This window comes from Pseudomonas parasichuanensis (assembly GCF_021601385.1).
Lineage (GTDB): Bacteria > Pseudomonadota > Gammaproteobacteria > Pseudomonadales > Pseudomonadaceae > Aquipseudomonas > Aquipseudomonas parasichuanensis.
The window spans coordinates 62,597-79,858 of the sequence record NZ_BQHO01000015.1; the positions used below are offsets into that span (position 1 = coordinate 62,597).

Consider the following 17,262-nt stretch of genomic DNA (forward strand, 5'->3'; position numbering starts at 1 on the left):
GCACTGCCATGTTGACCCACACCCTGACCCGCCCGTTTACCGCCCTCGACCGCATCGGCAGCTGGGGCGCCGACCTGCCACTACGGCTATTCCTGGCCTGGGAGTTCTTCGAATCGGGCTTGGAGAAATTCAACGGGGCCAATTGGTTCGCCGACCTGCAAGGGAACTTCCCGTTCCCCTTCGACCTGCTGCCGGCGGGCCTGAACTGGCAGTTGTCGATGTGGGCCGAGCTGCTCTGCCCACTACTGTTGCTGTTGGGCCTGGGCACGCGGCTGGCCAGCGCGGTGCTGGCGGTGGTGACGCTGGTGGCGATTGCCGCCGTGCATTGGCCGGCCGAGTGGTCAAGCCTTGCGGAACTGGCCCAGGGCTATGCGATCAGCGATCAGGGGCATGGCAACTTCAAGCTGCCGCTGATCTACCTGGTGGCGCTGCTACCGTTGCTGCTCAAAGGCGCGGGGCGCCTGAGCCTGGACCACTGGCTGTGGCGTCGGGCCTGAGTCAATAAAAAGGGGCCCACGCTCGGTGAGCGTGGGCCCTGTTCTTTACCTGGTATTCGGTTAGTGTGCAGGGCCGGCCTCGACCCCGCCCATCTGGCCGAAGCGCCCGGCCTGGAAGTCGTCGAACGACTCGGCGATTTCCGCCTGGCTGTTCATCACGAACGGGCCGTAACCTACGATCGGCTCGTCGATTGGCTCGCCGCTGAGCAGCAGCACGCTGACGTCCTCCAGCGCGTCGATTCGCAGCCCCTCGCCGTCACGCTCGAACAGCACCAGGCTGGCCGGGCCGGCCTCGCGCTCGTCGTTGACCCGTAGCGTGCCGCGCAACACCACCAGCGCCGCGTTGCGCCCGCTGGCAACCGGCAATTGCAGGCTGGCACCGGCCTTCAGGCGCAGGTCCCACACATCCATGTCGGTGAAGGTGCGGGCCGGGCCCTGGTGCTCGAGGTAGCGGCCGGCGATCACCCGCAGGCTGCCCGCCTCGCCTTCCAGCGCCACCACTGGAATATCGCTGGCCAGGAGGGTCTGGTAGCCCGCGGCGGCGCGCTTGTCCTTGGCCGGCAGGTTGACCCACAACTGCACCATCTCCAGGGTGCCGCCGCGCTGGGCGAAGGCCGGCGAGTGGAACTCTTCGTGAATGATGCCGCCCGCAGCGGTCATCCACTGCACGTCACCCGGACCGATCAGGCCACCGGCACCGGTGGAGTCGCGGTGCTCAAGCTCGCCCTGGTAGACGATGGTCACCGTTTCGAACCCGCGGTGCGGGTGCTGGCCGACCCCACGGCGGGCACTGGTGGGGGCGAAGTCGTGGGGGCCGGCGTAGTCCAGCAGCAGGAACGGGCTGATATGCCGGGCCAGATGGTCGTAGGTGAACAGGCTGCGCACCGGGAAACCGTCACCGACCCAGTGGGCATGGGGGCTGCGATGGATACCCTGAATCATTTTCATGAGAAACCTCCTCTCGTGGATGAGCACCACCTTACAGATGAGGTTAATCGTGCGCTAGATGGCCGAAACAGCATGGATCGTTCTACAGATAGAACAATTCAAGCCCCTTGTGCTTCGGCCTGTTCATGGGCCTGACGCAGGCGCTCTCGGCTGTTGCTCAGGTGCAGGCGCATGGCCATTTTCGCGCCTTCGCTATCGTGCCGGGCAATGGCCTCGTAGATGGCCTCGTGCTCATGCATCAGCCGGCCCATGTAATGGGCTTGGTCGTCATGGGCCAGGCGCGCGGAGTTGAGGCGGGTGCGCGGGATGATGCTGGTGCCCAGGTGGTTGATGATGTCGGCGAAGTAGTGATTGCCACTGGCCTGGGCGATGCGCAGGTGGAACTGGAAGTCCGCCGACACCGCGTCCGAGGCGTGGGCCGCCCCTTCGTTCAGTTCATCGAGTGCCGCGCGCATGCCAGCCAGCTGTTCGTCGCTGCGCCGCTGCGCGGCAAGCCCGGCCGACTCGATCTCCAGGGCGATACGCAGCTCCAGCACCGCCAGCACTTCACGCAGGGTGACAACGGTGGCCGGGTCGATACGAAAACCTCCAGCAGTCGGCGCGTCCAGCACGAAGGTTCCGATGCCGTGGCGGGTCTCGACCTGGCCTGCGGCCTGCAACCGCGAAATGGCTTCCCGCACCACGGTGCGGCTGACGCCCTCCTCGACCATGATCTGCGATTCGGTGGGAAGCTTGTCGCCGGGCTTGAGCTGGCCAGTGCGAATGCGCTCGGTCAGCACCGTGACCAGTTCCTGCGCCAGACTACGCGGCTTGCGCCGGGTGCGCGGCTGTACCTGCTGCTCTGTCATGCCCTGTACATCATGTTGTGAAAGACAGGCGTGATGATAGCGCAAGCGGTTGTACGATCACATACGTCTGCTGGGGATTTCACCCCTCATCGCCCCGGCAGGTATCGAATGCTGGCGAACTGCCCTGCCATGGCGCTAGGCTGCGCGTTCCCCCATGTCCACCAAGGAAGGAGCCCGCATGAAGACATTCGATCGCCTGTTACTCGCCAGCGGCCTGCTGATCCCGTTCTGGCTGCTGATCGGCGTCACGCTGACCGCCCAGGCCTACCCCGGCTACAGCCATCTGCAACAGGCCATGAGCCAGCTCGGCGCGGTTGACGCCCCCACCCACACGCTCTCGCCCTGGATCAACAACTTCCCCCTAGCATTGCTGTTCGCCTTGTTCGCCTGGGGCCTGGCGCGACGTTGGCGGCAATCCAGGCTGGCGCAGCTAAGCGCGCTGCTGATCCTGCTGCACGGCGTGGGCAGCCTGGGTACCGGTTGGTTTGCCTGTGATGCAGGCTGTGCGCCGGTGACACCTTCGCTGTCGCAGCAACTGCACAACCTCAGCGGGTTGCTGATGTTCCTCTCCCTGACCGTGGCCTGCGTGCTGTGGATCGGACTCGGCCAACGCCTGGCTCGATCGCGCGGCCTGGCCTGGTGGTCGTTGCTGTGCGCCGTACTGGCAGTGGTCACGGTGCTGCTGATGGCGCGGGCGGCCGAGAGCGGGCAACTGTTCGGCCTGTATCAGCGCCTGAACTACGGGGTTTCGTTGCTGTGGCTGGCGGCCCTGGCCCTGGTGTCGCTGCGCGCCAGCCGCCACAACCCGCTACGCATGGCCATCGCCTGACGGCAAATTGCTGGCCCCCAGGCGTTTGAAGTGCGGGCAAACTCCGTTTTCCTTCAGACGCTTAGGACAGCAACATGCGGGTATTTCTAGCAAGCGTAGCCGGCTGCCTGCTGGCCGTCGCCACCTTCGGCGCCCAGGCCCGGGCACTGAGCCAGAACGAACGCCAAGTCTGTGGCTGGGGCGCGCAGATTGCCGCTGAGGCCCAGCAGGCCAAGCTTTCCGGGGTCACCCTGTACGCCACGCGCAAGAAGCTGCAGGCCCGCAAGTTCGCCAAACCCTGGATGCGCATGACCGCCTTCGGCATAACCGAGCAGACCTACAACAGCCGCTCGCAACTCAAACCGGCGGCGATCAAGCAGACCTACTATGAGCAGTGCGCCCAGCATGCGATTGCAAAGCGATAAATGCTTATAAATCAATAATTTAAAAAGAAACACGAAAGCGATTTATCCAGATCTGTCGCGCTCAACGTCTATCTGGATAAATCATTTAAATTCAATGACTTATAGAACATATCTAATTTAGTACCGAGAATCCTGTCGCCATGGCGCACCACCCTTGAAACAGGCCTCGAGCCACGCCTTGAACGCTTGCATCACCGCCGTGTTCAGCCGCGACGAAGGCCGCACCAGGTAGATCCCCGCTGCCACATCCAATTGCCATTCCGGCAGTACCCGCACCAGCCGACCGGCCTGCAGGTCCTCGACCATCAACCAGTCGCCGCCAGCAAGAATCCCTACGCCCCGCCGCGCCGCCTCCAACAGTGCCTCGTTGTCATTGCCGCGCAGGCTGCCAGTGACCTTTACACTTGCCTGGCGGCCCTGGGCGGTGAGGTGCCACTCGGGGAACGAGCGCAGCCCGCTGAAGCCCAGGCAGTTATGGCTGGCCAGGTCCGCCGGCAACTGCGGCGTACCATGGCGCGCCAGGTAGCCAGGCGCGGCACAGAGGATGCGCAGGTGTTCGCACAGCTTGCTGGCCACCAGGCGGTTGTCGGCCAGCTCGCCAATGCGGATGGCCGCATCGAAACCTTCGCCCACCAGATCGACGAAACGGTCGGCGTACTCGGCGTCAATCGTGACCTGCGGGTGGGCCAGCACGAAGTCGGCCAACAGACCGCTCAACCAGCGCCGGCCCATGGCCGCCGGCAGCGCCAGGCGCAAGCGGCCGCGCACCTGTGCCGCGCCCAGTGCAGCCTCCTGCTCGGCCTCGTCGATCAACCGGCTGGCATGGCGCAGGCGCTCCGCCAGACGCTCGCCTTCGTCGGTGAAGCGCAGCTGGCGAGTGGTGCGCTCCACCAGGCGGATGCCCAGGCGCTGCTCCAGCGCACCCAGGCGCCGGGACAGCACCGAGGGGTGGCGCTCCAACTGGCGCCCGGCGGCGGCAAACGAACCCTGCTCGTGCAGGGCCAGCAAGGTGGCGAGCTCGTCGGCGCGACGGCTGTCGAAGGGGTCCATGGCAAGGCTCTTGTGGAATCAGGGGGTAAGGATCAGCGCCCCCTCCGACCGGCCAAGCTCCAAGTCTTCATGGGCCCTGGCCACTTCGGTCAACGGGTAGCGGCGCCAGATCCGCGGCTGGATGATACCCCCGGCGAGCGCCGCCAGCACAGCTGCCGCACGCCCCTGGTATTCCTCGACGGTACGGGTGTGGGCGGCCAGCGACGGCCGGGTGACGAACAGCGAGCCCTTGGCATTGAGCGTGGCGACCTCGATGGCTGCCGGCGCGCCGGAGCTGCCGCCGAACGACACCAGCAGGCCACGCGGGCGCAGGCTGTCCAGCGAAGCCTCGAGCGAGAGGCGCCCAACGCTGTCGTAGACCACGTCCACGCCCTCTCCGGCGGTCAGCTCGCACACCTCGGCGGCCAGGGTGGCGGCGTTGAACTGCAGCACGTGGTCACAGCCTGCTGCCTTGGCCCGGGCCACGCTCTGTGGCCGCGAGACCACACCGATGACGGCCGCACCCAGGTGCTTGGCCCAAGGCACCATCAACTGGCCGAGCGCCCCGGCGGCGCCGTAGATCAATACCCGCGTGCCAGGCCCGACCGGGTAGGTGCTGGTCAGCAGGTACTGGGCGGTGATGCCCTTGAACAGGCTGGCGGCGGCTTCTTCCTCGCTCAGGCCCGCCGGCAATTTCACCAGGCGCTCGGCCGGGTACAGGCGTGCGCTGGCATAACCGCCAAGCGGGCCGGTGGCATAGCCCACGCGGTCGCCCACCTGCACGTTGGTGACCCCCGGGCCCACCGCGGCTACCCGCCCGGCGCCCTCCAGGCCCAAGCCACAGGGCAGCGGCAACGGTGCACCGCCCTTGCGTTGCAGCACGTCCAGCGGGTTGACCCCGATGGCGGACTGCTCCAGCCATACCTCGCCGGGGCCGGGTTGTTGCACTGCCAGATTCTGCAGGTGCAGGACCTCGGTGCCGCCAGCCTGCTGCAGGACGATTCGCTTGGCCATGATCGTTTCCTTGGGTGATTGCAAAGTCAGGCCAAGGCTAGAGTGCTGCAGGGAATCGAACAATTGGAGCTGCTGAAGATCATTACTGCACTGGGTGCAGCAATTTAGATCTGATGGTGGCCAAGCGCCTGACTTGGGATCGCATGGGGGCCTCCAGGTGCTTGCCGGTGTTTTTGCAGCGCCTGTGAGATCGAGCGCCGCGCGGGCGGCGCTCGATCTCACAGGCGCTGCATCCCCATAGCCATGCACCTGGTGGCCCACATGCGATCCCAAGACAGACGCTTGGCGCCCATGGGCATTCAGCGCTTGCGCGCCACCACGCCGTACAGCATGTCGCCGATATAGATCCCCGCACTGCCCTCGCGCTCCGCATCCAACCGCGCCTGCAAGGTGTCGATGCCTACCTGCCTGGCACTGGCCACGCCCTGTTCGACAATGCGCGGCAGACAGGCGCGAACGATATCAGCCAAGGCGTAACGGCTGTCGGGCGTCTGCACCAGGCATTCGGCGCGCAGGTCCTCCACCGCAAGCCCGGCCTGGCTGAAGATGCGGTGCAGGTTGAAGCCGATGTGCAGGTCGGCGCCCTCTTGCACCAGCATGCGCTGCAGCCACTGCTGGGCCTTGCGGTGCAACGGGAAAGGTTCGAGGCTGGCCGGCGTCAGGCTGGCGTCGTGCTCCTGGAACACCATCACGCCACCCGGCAGCAGGTGCCGGGCCAGCCCCCGCACGGCCTTGAGCGCGTCCGGCTGATACATCAGCACCCGGCGCCCGACGATGGCATCGAACAGCCCCAGCGAAGCGGGTAGCGCGTGCAGGTCGGCCTCGATGAACTCAGGTTGCGCGGCGCCGGCAGGCAGGTCGCGCTGCCGGGCGATGTCCAGTGCCGCGGCGGCCTGGTCGATACCTACCACGGCGCCTTCGCCGTCCACCAGCTTCGCCAGCAACACACTGACATCGCCGGTGCCGCATCCGACATCCAGCACACGCATGCCCGGGCCGATCTCGGCGTCGAGCAACAACCGCGTGGTGAAATCCGCTTTCGCAAGTGCCATGCCGTGCTCCTTAGCGAGGACGTGCCAGTGTGCCGAGCAACGGCCCCCTGGCACAAGGCGGATCTGGCCTATCCTTGTGCCACCCGCGCCCACCGGAGCCCTTCAATGCCAGCCCCACAAGACCCGCTGCTGCACAGCTGGCAACTAAACGCCCAGGCCTGGATCGACGCCGTGCGCAGCGGCGCCATCGAGTCCCGCCGCCAGGTCACCGACCAGGCCATCCTGCTTGCCGTGCTCAGCCGCCAGCCGCAGCGCGTGCTCGATCTGGGCTGTGGTGAGGGCTGGCTGTTGCGGGCATTGGCCGCGCGGGGTGTCGAGGCGGTCGGAGTAGATGGCGATGCCACGCTGGTGGCTGCCGCACAGGCGGCGGGAGCGGCCAAGGTGCACCTGGCCAGTTATGAGCAGTTGGCCGCTGGAACGGTGGATATTGGCCGCGAGTACTCGCTGATCTGCGCCAACTTCGCGTTGCTGCACCAGGACATCATTCCTTTGCTGTGCGCACTGGGCGGGCTGTTGGAGGCCCAGGGAACGCTGGTGATCCAAACCCTGCACCCATGGACAGCGGCCGCCGGGGACTACCAGGATGGCTGGCGCGAAGAATCGTTCGCCGGGTTCAGCGGTGATTGGCAGCCGATGCCGTGGTATTTCCGCACCTTGGCCAGCTGGTTGAAGGCACTGGAAATGGCTGGGTACAGGCTGCTGGAACTGCACGAGCCGCAGCATCCACAGAGCGCGCTGCCGCAATCGTTGTTGCTGGTGGCGCAACGCAGCCCTGTATAGGGGGCGTGCAAACCCTGGATCGTAGATTCCTACAGCGCAGGCGGGGTCAGCTGCAGCACGCGGTCGCGACCGCCTTCGGCGAGCAGGTAGCCACCCTTGCCGTCCGGCACGATCGCTTGCGGCGCCTTGAGGAAGCTGAGCACGGTGTGCCGCGAGCCATCGCCATCGATACGCAACAGCCGGGCACGGTGGGTGGAGTCTTCGCTGATCCACAGCCCGCGGGCATCGCAGAGCAGGAACGTCGGGTTGCGCAGGCCGTCGACCACCACCGGGTCCTGGCCATCCTCGCTGAGTGCCCGAATTTTGCCGTTGGCCTTCTCGGTGTACAGCAGGCGCCCGTCATTGCAGCGAGTCAGCCCCTCGGTTTCGGTCAGCCCCGAGCGCAACACGTCCAGCTGACCACTGCGCCAGTCGTAGCGCATCAGCCGGCCGTCACCCTTGCGGTCTTCGATGGCGTACAAGTGCTCGCCATCGTTGTACAGGCCCTGCACATTGTTGCCTTGGAACAACGGCATGACCTGGCCATTGCGCGACAGGCTGACTGGCGCCTCGCCCACCTCCTGGCTGAACGCCCAGCCGCCTTCAACGGCGACCATGCCATCGGGCTTGGACAAGCCTTCGATCAGCACCGCGCGGCTACCGTCGGCGCCGATCTTGACGATGCTGCCTTTGCCGCCGTTGAGTTCGCGGCTCACCAGCAGGCTGCCGTCGGCCTGTGGCAACAACGAAGCGGCCTTGTCCAGCGCACCGTGCAACACCTGCACGCGCCAGCCATCGGCGGCCTGCACCGGGTAGAAACTCTGCCAGGCAAAGAAGCCCAGGGTGCAGCCCACGAGCCCTGCGCTGGCCGCCAGGGCCAGGCGGACAGTGCGCTTGCGCAACACATGCATCATCGATTCAGCTCCAGGAAAGTGGCGCGATCGTAGCAAGGGCGTGTGAAAAAAATGTCAAAGGTCAACGTTTAGCTACGCGGTAATAATTTATGGATATAAAAATAACAAATCAGTCTAACTAAACGACATAAAAAAATTGAAATACCCCCTGCCGGCTCCGTAGGCTGAAACCACGCATTCCCGTCTGCCCAAGGAGCCTTCACCGTGCCTTCCCGTGTCTTCTCCCCTCTGCGCCGTCTGCTGATCGGCGGCCTGCTGGCCAGCGTCGCCAGCGCCCTTCTGCCTTGGTCCAATGCGATTGCCGACGATGGCAAGACCCTGCGTATCGGTTACCAGAAGTTCAACAGCATCAACATTCTCAAGGGCAGCGGCGCCCTGGAGAAGGCCCTGGCGCCGCAGGGCGTGAAGGTCAGCTGGCATGAGTTCGCCGCCGGCCCGCAACTGCTCGAAGCGCTGAGCACCGGTGCCATCGACCTGGGCCACGCCGCCGACGCGCCTTCGGTGTTCGCCCAGGCCGCCGGCAAGCCGGTGGTATACCTTGCCGCCGAGCAGCCCTACCCACGCGGCATCGGCCTGGTGGTACGCGAACAGGACAAGATCACCTCGGTCGCCCAGCTCAAGGGCCAGCGCGTGGCCACCGGCCGCGGCTGGAACGCCCAGTACCTGCTGGCCGTGGCCCTGGAACAGGCCGGCCTGAACTACCAGGACATCACGCCGGCCTACGTCAACAACGCCGCCGATGCCGTCGCCGCGCTGCAGTCGGGCAGCGTGCAGGCCGTCACCCTGTGGGACCCCTTCCTCGCCGCCGCCGAAAAGCAGCCGGGCCTGAAAAACCTGCGCGACGGTAGTGGGTTGTCGAACAACCGCACCTTCTACCTGTCCACCGCCGACTTCGCCGACCAGCACCGCGCGCTGCTCAAGACCTTCTTCGCTGAACTGGCCAAGGTCAGCCAATGGGCCAACGCCCAGCCCGGTGAGGTCGCCAGCCTGCTGTCGCCGCAACTGGGGATCGGTGCCGACGTGCTCAAGACCGCCAGCGAGCGGCGCAACTACAACGCGGTGGCCATCACCCCGCAGATCGTCGCCGAACAGCAGAAGCTGGCCGACACCTTCCAGGGCCTGGGCCTGATCCCACGCAAGCTGAACGTTGCCGACGCGGTCTACCCGGCCTCCGTGCTGCCCTGAGCAAAGGACTCGACGATGCCCCGCCCGATCCGCTTCAACGCCTTCAGCATGAACGCCGCCAGCCACCAGTCGCCCGGCCTGTGGCGCCATCCGCGCAACACCAGCGTGGCATTCAACCGGCTGGACTACTGGACCGACCTGGCCCGGCTGCTGGAGCGCGGCCTGTTCGATGCACTGTTCATCGCCGACGTGCTGGGCATCTACGACGTCTACCAGGGCGGCCCCGAGGCGGCCCTGCGCGGCGGCGTGCAGGTGCCGGTGAACGACCCACTGCTGCTGGTGCCGGCCATGGCTGGCGTGACCAAGCACCTGGGCTTCGGCGTGACCTTTTCGCTGACCTACGAGCACCCGTACCCCTTCGCCCGGCGCATGTCCACCCTCGATCACCTGAGCAATGGCCGGGTTGGCTGGAACATCGTTACCGGCTACCTCGACAGCGCCGCGCGCAACCTGGGCCTGCCCCGCCAGCTCGGCCACGACCAGCGCTATGACCTGGCCGAGGAATACCTGCAGGTGCTGTACAAACTCTGGGAACAGAGCTGGGAGGACAACGCGGTGGTACTGGAGCGCGAAACCGGGCGCTATATCGAGCCGAGCCGGGTACACCCGATCAACCACCACGGCGAGCACTTCCAGGTACCCGGCATGCACCTGTGCCAACCCTCGCCGCAGCGCACCCCGGTGCTGTTCCAGGCCGGCGCCTCGGCACGCGGCCAGCAGTTCGCCGCGCGACACGCCGAGTGCGTGTTCATCAGTGGGCCGACGCCCACGGTGCTGCGCCGCTACACCGACGGCATCCGCCAGGCCAGCGAGGTGGCCGGGCGCGGGCGTGACGAGGTACTGATCTATGCCCAGGCACTGCTGATCGTCGGTGATACCCGCGAGCAGGCCGAAACACGCTTCGCCGAATACCGCCGCTACGTCGACCTCGACGCCGCCCTGGCCCTGCTCTCGGGCTGGACCGGCATCGACTTCGCCGGCCTGGACCCCGACTCACCCATTGAATATGTAGAGAATGATGCCGGCCGCGCCGCCCTGGCGGCGTTCACCGCCGCCGACCCGAACCGCCGCTGGACCGTGCGCGAGGCGGCCGAGTTCGTCGGCCTGGGTGGGCGCGGGCCGGTACTGGTGGGCAGCGCCAGCGAAGTGGCCGACCAGCTGGAGCAGTGGCTGGAGCAGACCGGCATCGATGGCTTCAACCTCACCTACGCCGTGCAACCGGACGACCTGGCCCATGTGGTCGAACAGCTGATACCCGAACTGCAGCGCCGTGGCCGCTACCCCACCGCTTACAGCGATGGCACCTTGCGCCACAAGCTGTTCGGCCACGGCGACCGCCTGCCTGAGGCCCATGCCGGGCGACAGGTACGCATTCAGCAAGCAAATACCGGGTATTTCAACATTTAATTTGTGGATGCCACGGGCAGGCTCTTATGCTGTCCCGGCATCCCCTGCACGCACCGGCCGGTGTGGTCAAAGGCATGGGGAGAGAACAACAAGTCGAGACCGTTCATGTCGAAACCATCCTACTTCGCCCCCCACGGTGGGCACCCGGCTCAGACCGAGCTGCTGACTGACCGTGCCATGTTCACCGAAGCCTATGCCGTCATCCCCAAGGGCGTGATGCGTGACATCGTCACCAGCCACCTGCCGTTCTGGGACAAGATGCGCATGTGGGTCATCGCCCGCCCGCTGACCGGTTTTGCCGAAACCTTCTCGCAGTACATCGTCGAAGTTGCCCCGGAAGGCGGCAGCGAGCGCCCTGAGCTGGACCCGAACGCCGAAGCGGTACTGTTCGTGGTCGAAGGCCAGATCGACATCACCGTCGAAGGCAAGCACCACACCCTGGTGCCAGGCGGCTACGCCTTCCTGGCCCCGGGCGCCGAGTGGAGCCTGCGCAACAACAGCCAGGCCAATGTCACCTTCCACTGGCTGCGCAAGCACTACCAGAAAGTCGAAGGCCTGCCGGTACCGGAGTCGTTCGTCACCCACCGCGACAACGCCACCGTCATCGAGATGCCGGGCACCGAAGGCGCGTGGAAGACCACCCGCTTCGTCGACATGGCCGACATGCGCCACGACATGCACGTCAACATCGTGACCTTCCAGCCGGGCGGCGTGATCCCGTTCGCCGAAACCCACGTCATGGAACACGGCCTGTATGTCCTGGAAGGTAAAGCGGTGTACCGCCTGAACCAGGACTGGGTCGAGGTCGAGGCCGGCGACTTCATGTGGCTGCGCGCCTTCTGCCCACAGGCCTGCTACTCCGGCGGCCCTGGCCCGTTCAGCTACCTGCTGTACAAAGACGTCAACCGCCACGTGCACCTGACCCTCAACCCGCAGCGTTGAGTTCAGGTTGATGGCCACTAGCCCGCCTTGATGGCGGGCTTCGTTTTTGTGGCCATACTTGCAGCTTGCCTTCGCTGCGACCACCGACCATGCCCCTCTCCCGCCTGCTGCTTGCCCTGCTGCTGTCGCTACCAGCCCCCTTGCTGGCCGCCGACGACTGGCAGCTGGCCTATGACCGCGAAGGCATTCGCGTCTACCTGAGCAGCGTTGCCGGCTCCCCCTACCAGCAGTTCCGTGGCGTCAGCACCATGAATGCCAGCGTGCGCACGCTCACCGACCTGCAGGAAAACCTGCGGGTGGCGTGCAAATGGCTGTATGCCTGCGAGCAGATGCGCCTGCTGGACGTGGAAGGCGACAGCACCTGGGTCTACCTCACCACCAACCTGCCCTGGCCCACCCTGCCGCGGGACATGGTGCTCAAGGTCAGCACCGAGCGGTTGGACGACGGCACGCTGGTGCGTCACCTCAGCGCCGACCCTGGCAGGGTGCCCGAAGAGCCAGGGCTGATCCGCGTAAGGCATATCAACGGGGAATGGATCATGAAGCCGGTGGGCGCAAAGCGGACCGAGGTGACCTATCAGTTGCAGGCTGATCCGGCCGGGGATGTACCGGGCTGGCTGGCGAACCGGTTCGTGGTGGATGCGCCGGTGGTGACACTGCGCACGTTGCGTGCGGTGGCGGAGCGGCAGCCAAAAAGATAATGGGGCCGCTGTGCGGCCCCAAGTACACCGATCAGTCAGCCAAACGCCAGGTGGTCGTACCCTTGCTGTCTTCCAGCACCACACCCATGGCGGCGATCTGGTCGCGAATCCGATCGGACTCGGCCCAGTTCTTGTCGGCCCGCGCCTGCAGGCGCGCCTGGATCAAGGCTTCCACTTCGGCGGCATCGACCTTGCCTTCGGCCCCTGCGCGCAGGAAGTCGTCGGCCTCCAGTTGCAGCACACCCAGCACATCGCCCAGCTCACGCAGACGACCGGCCAGGCCAGCGGCAGCCTCAGGGTCGCTGTCACGCAGGCGGTTGATCTCGCGCACCAGGTCGAACAGCACGGCGCAGGCTTCGGGGGTGCCGAAGTCGTCGTTCATCGCGGCGCTGAAGCGCTCGACGAACTCATCACCGCCTTTGGCCGCCACGCGCGGCAGGCCGCGCAGGGCGTGGTAGAAGCGCTCCAGTGCGCCTTTGGAGTCACGCAGGCTGTCTTCGGAGTAGTTGATCGCGCTGCGGTAGTGGCTGGCCACCAGCAGGTAGCGCACCACCTCCGGGTGGTACTTGTCGAGCACGTCGCGGATGGTGAAGAAGTTGTTCAACGACTTGGACATCTTCTCGCCATTGATACGGATCATGCCGCAGTGCATCCAGGCGTTGGCGTACTGCTTGCCGGTGGCCGCCTCGCTCTGGGCGATCTCGTTCTCGTGGTGCGGGAACTCAAGGTCGCTGCCGCCGCCGTGGATGTCGAAGCTCTCGCCCAGGCAGCAGGTAGACATTACCGAGCACTCGATGTGCCAGCCCGGGCGGCCAGGGCCCCAGGGCGAATCCCAGTACGGCTCGCCCGGCTTGACGCCCTTCCACAGCACGAAGTCGAGTGGGTCTTGCTTGGCCTCGTCGACTTCGATGCGTGCGCCGATACGCAGGTCTTCGATCTTCTTGCGCGACAGCTTGCCGTAGCCGACGAACTTGCCGACGCGGTAGTACACGTCGCCATTGCCCGGGGCGTAGGCATAACCCTTGTCGATCAGGGTCTGGATCATCGCGTGCATGCCGGGGATATGGTCGGTGGCACGGGGTTCCAGGTCGGGCTTGAGGATGCTCAGGCGGCGCTCGTCCTCGTGCATCGCGTCGATCATGCGCGCGGTCAGGGCATCGAACGACTCACCGTTCTCGTTGGCGCGGTTGATGATCTTGTCGTCGATGTCGGTGATGTTGCGCACATAGGTCAGGTCGTAGCCGCTCTTGCGCAGCCAACGGGTGACCAGGTCGAAGGCCACCATGCTGCGGCCGTGGCCCAGGTGGCAGTAGTCGTACACGGTCATGCCGCAGACGTACATGCGCACCTTGTTGCCATCGAGCGGCTTGAAGGCTTCCTTGGTCTTGCTCAGCGTGTTGTAGATGTTAAGCACAACGGTTCCTCAGCTGCCCCAGGAGTCACGCAGGGTGACGGTGCGGTTGAACACCGGGCGGCCCGGCTGGCTGTCTTTCAGGTCGGCGCAGAAGTAGCCTTCGCGCTCGAACTGGAAGCGGTCTTCGGGTTGAGCCTGGCCCAGCGATGGCTCGGCGCGGCAACCGGTCAGCACCTGCAGTGAATCGGGGTTGATGTTGTCGAGGAAGCTGCCGCCGTCTTCGGTCTTTTCCGGGTTGGCGGAGCGGAACAGGCGGTCGTACAGGCGTACTTCGCACTCGACGCTGCCTGCGGCCGGCACCCAGTGGATCACGCCCTTGACCTTGCGGCCTTCGGGGTTCTTGCCCAGGGTGTCCGGATCGTACGAGCAGCGCAGCTCGACGATGTTGCCATCGGCGTCCTTGATCGCCTCGTCGGCGCGGATCACGTAGCTGCCGCGCAGGCGCACTTCACCGGCCGGTTCCAGGCGCTTGTAGCCCTTGGGCGGCTCTTCCATGAAGTCGTCACGGTCGATGTACAGTTCGCGGGCGAACGGCAGGACGCGTACGCCCATGTCTTCTTTCGGGTGGCGCGGCAGCTCGAGCTGCTCGACCTGGCCCTCTGGATAGTTGGTGATGACCACTTTCAGCGGGCGCAGCACGCACATGGCGCGTGGCGCGGTACGGTCGAGGTCGTCACGGATGCTGAACTCGAGCATCGCCATGTCGACCACGCCGTCGGAACGGTTGGTGCCGATCATTTCGCAGAAGTTGCGGATCGATGCCGGGGTGTAGCCACGGCGGCGGAAGCCCGACAGGGTCGACATGCGCGGGTCATCCCAGGCGCTGACGTGCTGCTCGTCGACCAACTGCTTGAGCTTGCGCTTGGAGGTGATGGTGTAGTTCAGGTTCAGGCGGCTGAACTCGTACTGACGCGGGTGCGCCGGTACCGGCAGGTTGTCGAGGAACCAGTCGTACAGCGGGCGGTGGCCTTCGAACTCCAGGGTGCAGATCGAGTGGGTGATGCCTTCGATGGCATCGGACTGACCGTGGGTGAAGTCATAGTTCGGGTAGATGCACCACTTGTCACCGGTCTGGTGATGGTGGGCATGGCGAATGCGGTACAGGATCGGGTCGCGCAGGTTCATGTTCGGCGAAGCCATGTCGATCTTGGCGCGCAGCACGCGCTCGCCGTCCTTGAACTCGCCGGCCTTCATACGGGCGAACAGGTCGAGGTTGTCTTCGACGCTACGCTCGCGGAACGGGCTGTTCTTGCCAGGCTCGGTCAGGCTGCCACGGTATTCCTTGGCCTGATCAGGGGTCAGGTCGCAGACATAGGCCTTGCCACGCTTGATCAGTTCAACGGCCCAGTCGTGCAGCTGGTCGAAGTAGTTGGAGGCATAGCGCACCTCGCCGGCCCAGTCGAAGCCCAGCCATTTCACGTCGCTCTGGATGGCGTCGATGTATTCCTGGTCTTCCTTGGCCGGGTTGGTGTCGTCGAAGCGCAGGTGGCAGACACCGCCGAATTCCTTGGCCAGGCCGAAGTTGACACAGATCGACTTGGCATGACCAATGTGCAGGTAGCCGTTAGGCTCTGGCGGAAAACGGGTGACGATGCTGCTGTGCTTGCCCGCGTCCAGGTCGGCCTGGATGATCGGCCGCAGGAAGTTCACAGGGACGGCGGGGGCGCCTTTGGCAGCGGCGTTGGGCGCGTTGTCGGCAGTGGGCTTGCTCATAGTGTCCTTGAATGCAGGTAGCTGGCCTGGGTAGGCCGATTGAAACAAAGGGCCTATCATAGCCGAAGCAGTCAAGCTGCTGACAGCCGGGCGCAGACAAACTGACGCGATTTGCGCAGCTATTTGTCGCAGCCGCCGGTCTAAACCGGCAGAATGGCCGCCGCGCACCCTGTGGCATGTGCCGCGGCCTGCTGATCCTGCGTCAGCTAACCCGAGCGCCCTGCGCCCCCTATTCCCGATGCCTTGAGAGCGAACTTAAGCATGTCCAAAGTCAAACTGAGCACCAACCACGGCGACATCGTCATCGAGCTGAACGCCGAAAAAGCCCCGATCACCGTGGCCAACTTCATCGAGTACGTTAAGGCCGGCCACTACAGCAACACCGTGTTCCACCGCGTGATCAAGGGCTTCATGATCCAGGGCGGCGGCTTCGAGCCAGGCATGAACGAAAAGCGCGACAAGCGTGCCAGCATCCAGAACGAAGCCGACAACGGCCTGAAGAACGACAAGTACACCATCGCCATGGCCCGTACCATGGAGCCGCACTCGGCCTCCGCGCAGTTCTTCATCAACGCCTCCAACAACGACTTCCTCAACCACAGCGGCAAGAACGTCCAGGGCTGGGGCTACGCCGTGTTCGGTAAAGTGACCGAAGGCACCGAGGTTGTCGACGCCATCGAAAAGGTCGCCACCGGTTCGAAGGCTGGCCACCAGGACGTGCCGAAAGAAGACGTGATCATCGAGAAAGCCGAGATCATTGAGTGATTCTGCTGATCTCCGATCTGCACCTGCAAGAAGAACGCCCGGACATTGTCCGGGCGTTTCTTGATCTGCTCGACGGCCGCGCCCGTCACGCCAAGGCGCTGTACATCCTTGGCGATTTCTTCGAGGCGTGGATCGGCGACGATGCCATGACCCCGTTCCAGCAGTCGATCTGCCGGGCCCTGCGCCAGCTGAGCGACAGCGGCACGGCGGTGTACCTGATGCACGGCAACCGCGACTTCCTTATCGGCCAGGCGTTCTGCGAAGCCGCCGGCTGCACCCTGCTGGCCGACCCCAGCGTGGTCGAGCTCGGTGGCGAGCAGGTGCTGCTGATGCATGGCGACACCCTGTGCACCCGCGACGTGGCCTACATGAAGCTGCGCCGCTACCTGCGTAATCCGCTGACGCTGTGGATCCTGCGGCACCTGCCGCTGTCCACGCGGCACAAACTGGCGCGCAAGCTGCGCAGTGAAAGCCGCTCGCAGACGCGCATGAAGGCCACCGAGATTGTCGACGTGACCCCGGATGAAGTGCCCAAGGTGATGGCCGCCCACGGCGTGCGCACCCTGGTGCACGGCCACACGCATCGCCCGGCGATCCACAAGCTGGTGGTCGATGGGCAACCGGCGCGGCGCATCGTGCTGGGCGATTGGGATCGGCGTGGCTGGACGCTGCAAGTGGATGACCAGGGCTTCCAGCTGGCCCCGTTCGATTTCGCCTGACGCTATGTGGCGCCCCCTGTAGGAGCGACCTTGTGCCGCGAAAGGGCCGCAAAGCGGCCCCAGATTTCAGCGTCGCCGCAGAAATCGCCGGGGCTGCTCTGCAGCCCTTTCGCGGCACAAGG

General features: G+C 65.2%; 18 protein-coding genes. 10 read left to right on the plus strand and 8 right to left on the minus strand.

The window, feature by feature from the left end:
* The first annotated feature begins 8 nt into the window (after nt 1–8).
* Complete coding sequence (locus tag L6D77_RS13945) at nt 9–497, plus strand: HvfX family Cu-binding RiPP maturation protein (protein WP_232884010.1); 489 nt, start codon at nt 9–11, stop codon at nt 495–497.
* 60 nt (nt 498–557) lie between these two features.
* On the opposite strand, the gene L6D77_RS13950 is transcribed toward L6D77_RS13945, so the two are convergent.
* Together L6D77_RS13950 and L6D77_RS13955 are read right to left on the minus strand one after the other, a co-directional pair.
* Nucleotides 558–1,445, minus strand: coding sequence for a pirin family protein (locus tag L6D77_RS13950; RefSeq protein WP_232884011.1), 888 nt, complete (start codon nt 1,443–1,445; stop codon nt 558–560).
* A gap of 98 nt (nt 1,446–1,543) precedes the next feature.
* Entirely contained in the window at nt 1,544–2,293 is a 750-nt protein-coding gene (locus tag L6D77_RS13955) for a FadR/GntR family transcriptional regulator (protein ID WP_232884012.1), read from the minus strand.
* Nucleotides 2,294–2,471: 178 nt separating this feature from the next.
* Between L6D77_RS13955 and L6D77_RS13960 the strand changes: the two genes are divergently transcribed.
* Both L6D77_RS13960 and L6D77_RS13965 read left to right on the plus strand, forming a co-directional pair.
* Nucleotides 2,472–3,122 carry a DUF998 domain-containing protein gene (locus tag L6D77_RS13960; RefSeq protein ID WP_232884013.1) on the plus strand — a complete coding sequence of 217 codons (651 nt, stop codon included), beginning with the start codon at nt 2,472–2,474 and terminating at the stop codon, nt 3,120–3,122.
* Between the two features lie 74 nt (nt 3,123–3,196).
* Entirely contained in the window at nt 3,197–3,526 is a 330-nt protein-coding gene (locus tag L6D77_RS13965) for a hypothetical protein (RefSeq protein WP_232884014.1), read from the plus strand.
* Between the two features lie 117 nt (nt 3,527–3,643).
* Here the strand turns inward: L6D77_RS13965 and L6D77_RS13970 are convergent, their stop codons facing one another.
* The 3 genes from L6D77_RS13970 to L6D77_RS13980 all read right to left on the minus strand — a co-directional run bounded on the left by L6D77_RS13970 (nt 3,644) and on the right by L6D77_RS13980 (nt 6,621).
* Entirely contained in the window at nt 3,644–4,576 is a 933-nt protein-coding gene (locus tag L6D77_RS13970) for a LysR family transcriptional regulator (RefSeq protein ID WP_232884015.1), read from the minus strand.
* Between the two features lie 18 nt (nt 4,577–4,594).
* Complete coding sequence (locus L6D77_RS13975; RefSeq protein ID WP_232884016.1) at nt 4,595–5,569, minus strand: quinone oxidoreductase family protein; 975 nt, start codon at nt 5,567–5,569, stop codon at nt 4,595–4,597.
* Between the two features lie 299 nt (nt 5,570–5,868).
* Nucleotides 5,869–6,621 carry a class I SAM-dependent methyltransferase gene (locus tag L6D77_RS13980; protein ID WP_232884017.1) on the minus strand — a complete coding sequence of 251 codons (753 nt, stop codon included), beginning with the start codon at nt 6,619–6,621 and terminating at the stop codon, nt 5,869–5,871.
* Nucleotides 6,622–6,726: 105 nt separating this feature from the next.
* On the opposite strand from L6D77_RS13980, the gene L6D77_RS13985 reads away from it, so the two are divergent.
* Entirely contained in the window at nt 6,727–7,401 is a 675-nt protein-coding gene (locus L6D77_RS13985; RefSeq protein ID WP_232884018.1) for a class I SAM-dependent methyltransferase, read from the plus strand.
* A 29-nt stretch (nt 7,402–7,430) separates the two neighbouring features.
* On the opposite strand, the gene L6D77_RS13990 is transcribed toward L6D77_RS13985, so the two are convergent.
* Nucleotides 7,431–8,294 carry an NHL repeat-containing protein gene (locus tag L6D77_RS13990; RefSeq protein ID WP_232884019.1) on the minus strand — a complete coding sequence of 288 codons (864 nt, stop codon included), beginning with the start codon at nt 8,292–8,294 and terminating at the stop codon, nt 7,431–7,433.
* 204 nt (nt 8,295–8,498) lie between these two features.
* Here L6D77_RS13990 and L6D77_RS13995 point away from each other — a divergent pair, with 204 nt between their 5' ends.
* From L6D77_RS13995 to L6D77_RS14010, 4 genes are all read left to right on the plus strand, one after another.
* Nucleotides 8,499–9,479: an aliphatic sulfonate ABC transporter substrate-binding protein gene (locus tag L6D77_RS13995; protein WP_232884020.1), complete on the plus strand. Its 981-nt coding sequence runs from the start codon at nt 8,499–8,501 to the stop codon at nt 9,477–9,479.
* A 15-nt stretch (nt 9,480–9,494) separates the two neighbouring features.
* Complete coding sequence (locus L6D77_RS14000; RefSeq protein ID WP_232884021.1) at nt 9,495–10,886, plus strand: LLM class flavin-dependent oxidoreductase; 1,392 nt, start codon at nt 9,495–9,497, stop codon at nt 10,884–10,886.
* A gap of 105 nt (nt 10,887–10,991) precedes the next feature.
* Nucleotides 10,992–11,828 carry a bifunctional allantoicase/(S)-ureidoglycine aminohydrolase gene (locus L6D77_RS14005; RefSeq protein WP_125464268.1) on the plus strand — a complete coding sequence of 279 codons (837 nt, stop codon included), beginning with the start codon at nt 10,992–10,994 and terminating at the stop codon, nt 11,826–11,828.
* A gap of 89 nt (nt 11,829–11,917) precedes the next feature.
* On the plus strand, nt 11,918–12,529 hold the full coding sequence (locus L6D77_RS14010; protein ID WP_232884022.1) for an START domain-containing protein: 612 nt from the start codon (nt 11,918–11,920) through the stop codon (nt 12,527–12,529).
* Between the two features lie 31 nt (nt 12,530–12,560).
* Here the strand turns inward: L6D77_RS14010 and cysS are convergent, their stop codons facing one another.
* Both cysS and L6D77_RS14020 read right to left on the minus strand, forming a co-directional pair.
* Nucleotides 12,561–13,943, minus strand: coding sequence for a cysteine--tRNA ligase (cysS, locus tag L6D77_RS14015; protein WP_232884023.1), 1,383 nt, complete (start codon nt 13,941–13,943; stop codon nt 12,561–12,563).
* A gap of 9 nt (nt 13,944–13,952) precedes the next feature.
* Nucleotides 13,953–15,656 carry a glutamine--tRNA ligase/YqeY domain fusion protein gene (locus L6D77_RS14020; protein WP_232884024.1) on the minus strand — a complete coding sequence of 568 codons (1,704 nt, stop codon included), beginning with the start codon at nt 15,654–15,656 and terminating at the stop codon, nt 13,953–13,955.
* A gap of 261 nt (nt 15,657–15,917) precedes the next feature.
* On the opposite strand from L6D77_RS14020, the gene L6D77_RS14025 reads away from it, so the two are divergent.
* Nucleotides 15,918–16,421: a peptidylprolyl isomerase gene (locus tag L6D77_RS14025; RefSeq protein WP_110994407.1), complete on the plus strand. Its 504-nt coding sequence runs from the start codon at nt 15,918–15,920 to the stop codon at nt 16,419–16,421.
* Entirely contained in the window at nt 16,418–17,140 is a 723-nt protein-coding gene (locus tag L6D77_RS14030; RefSeq protein ID WP_232884025.1) for a UDP-2,3-diacylglucosamine diphosphatase, read from the plus strand. Before L6D77_RS14025 ends, L6D77_RS14030 begins: the two co-directional genes overlap by 4 nt.
* Nucleotides 17,141–17,262 lie beyond the last annotated feature (122 nt).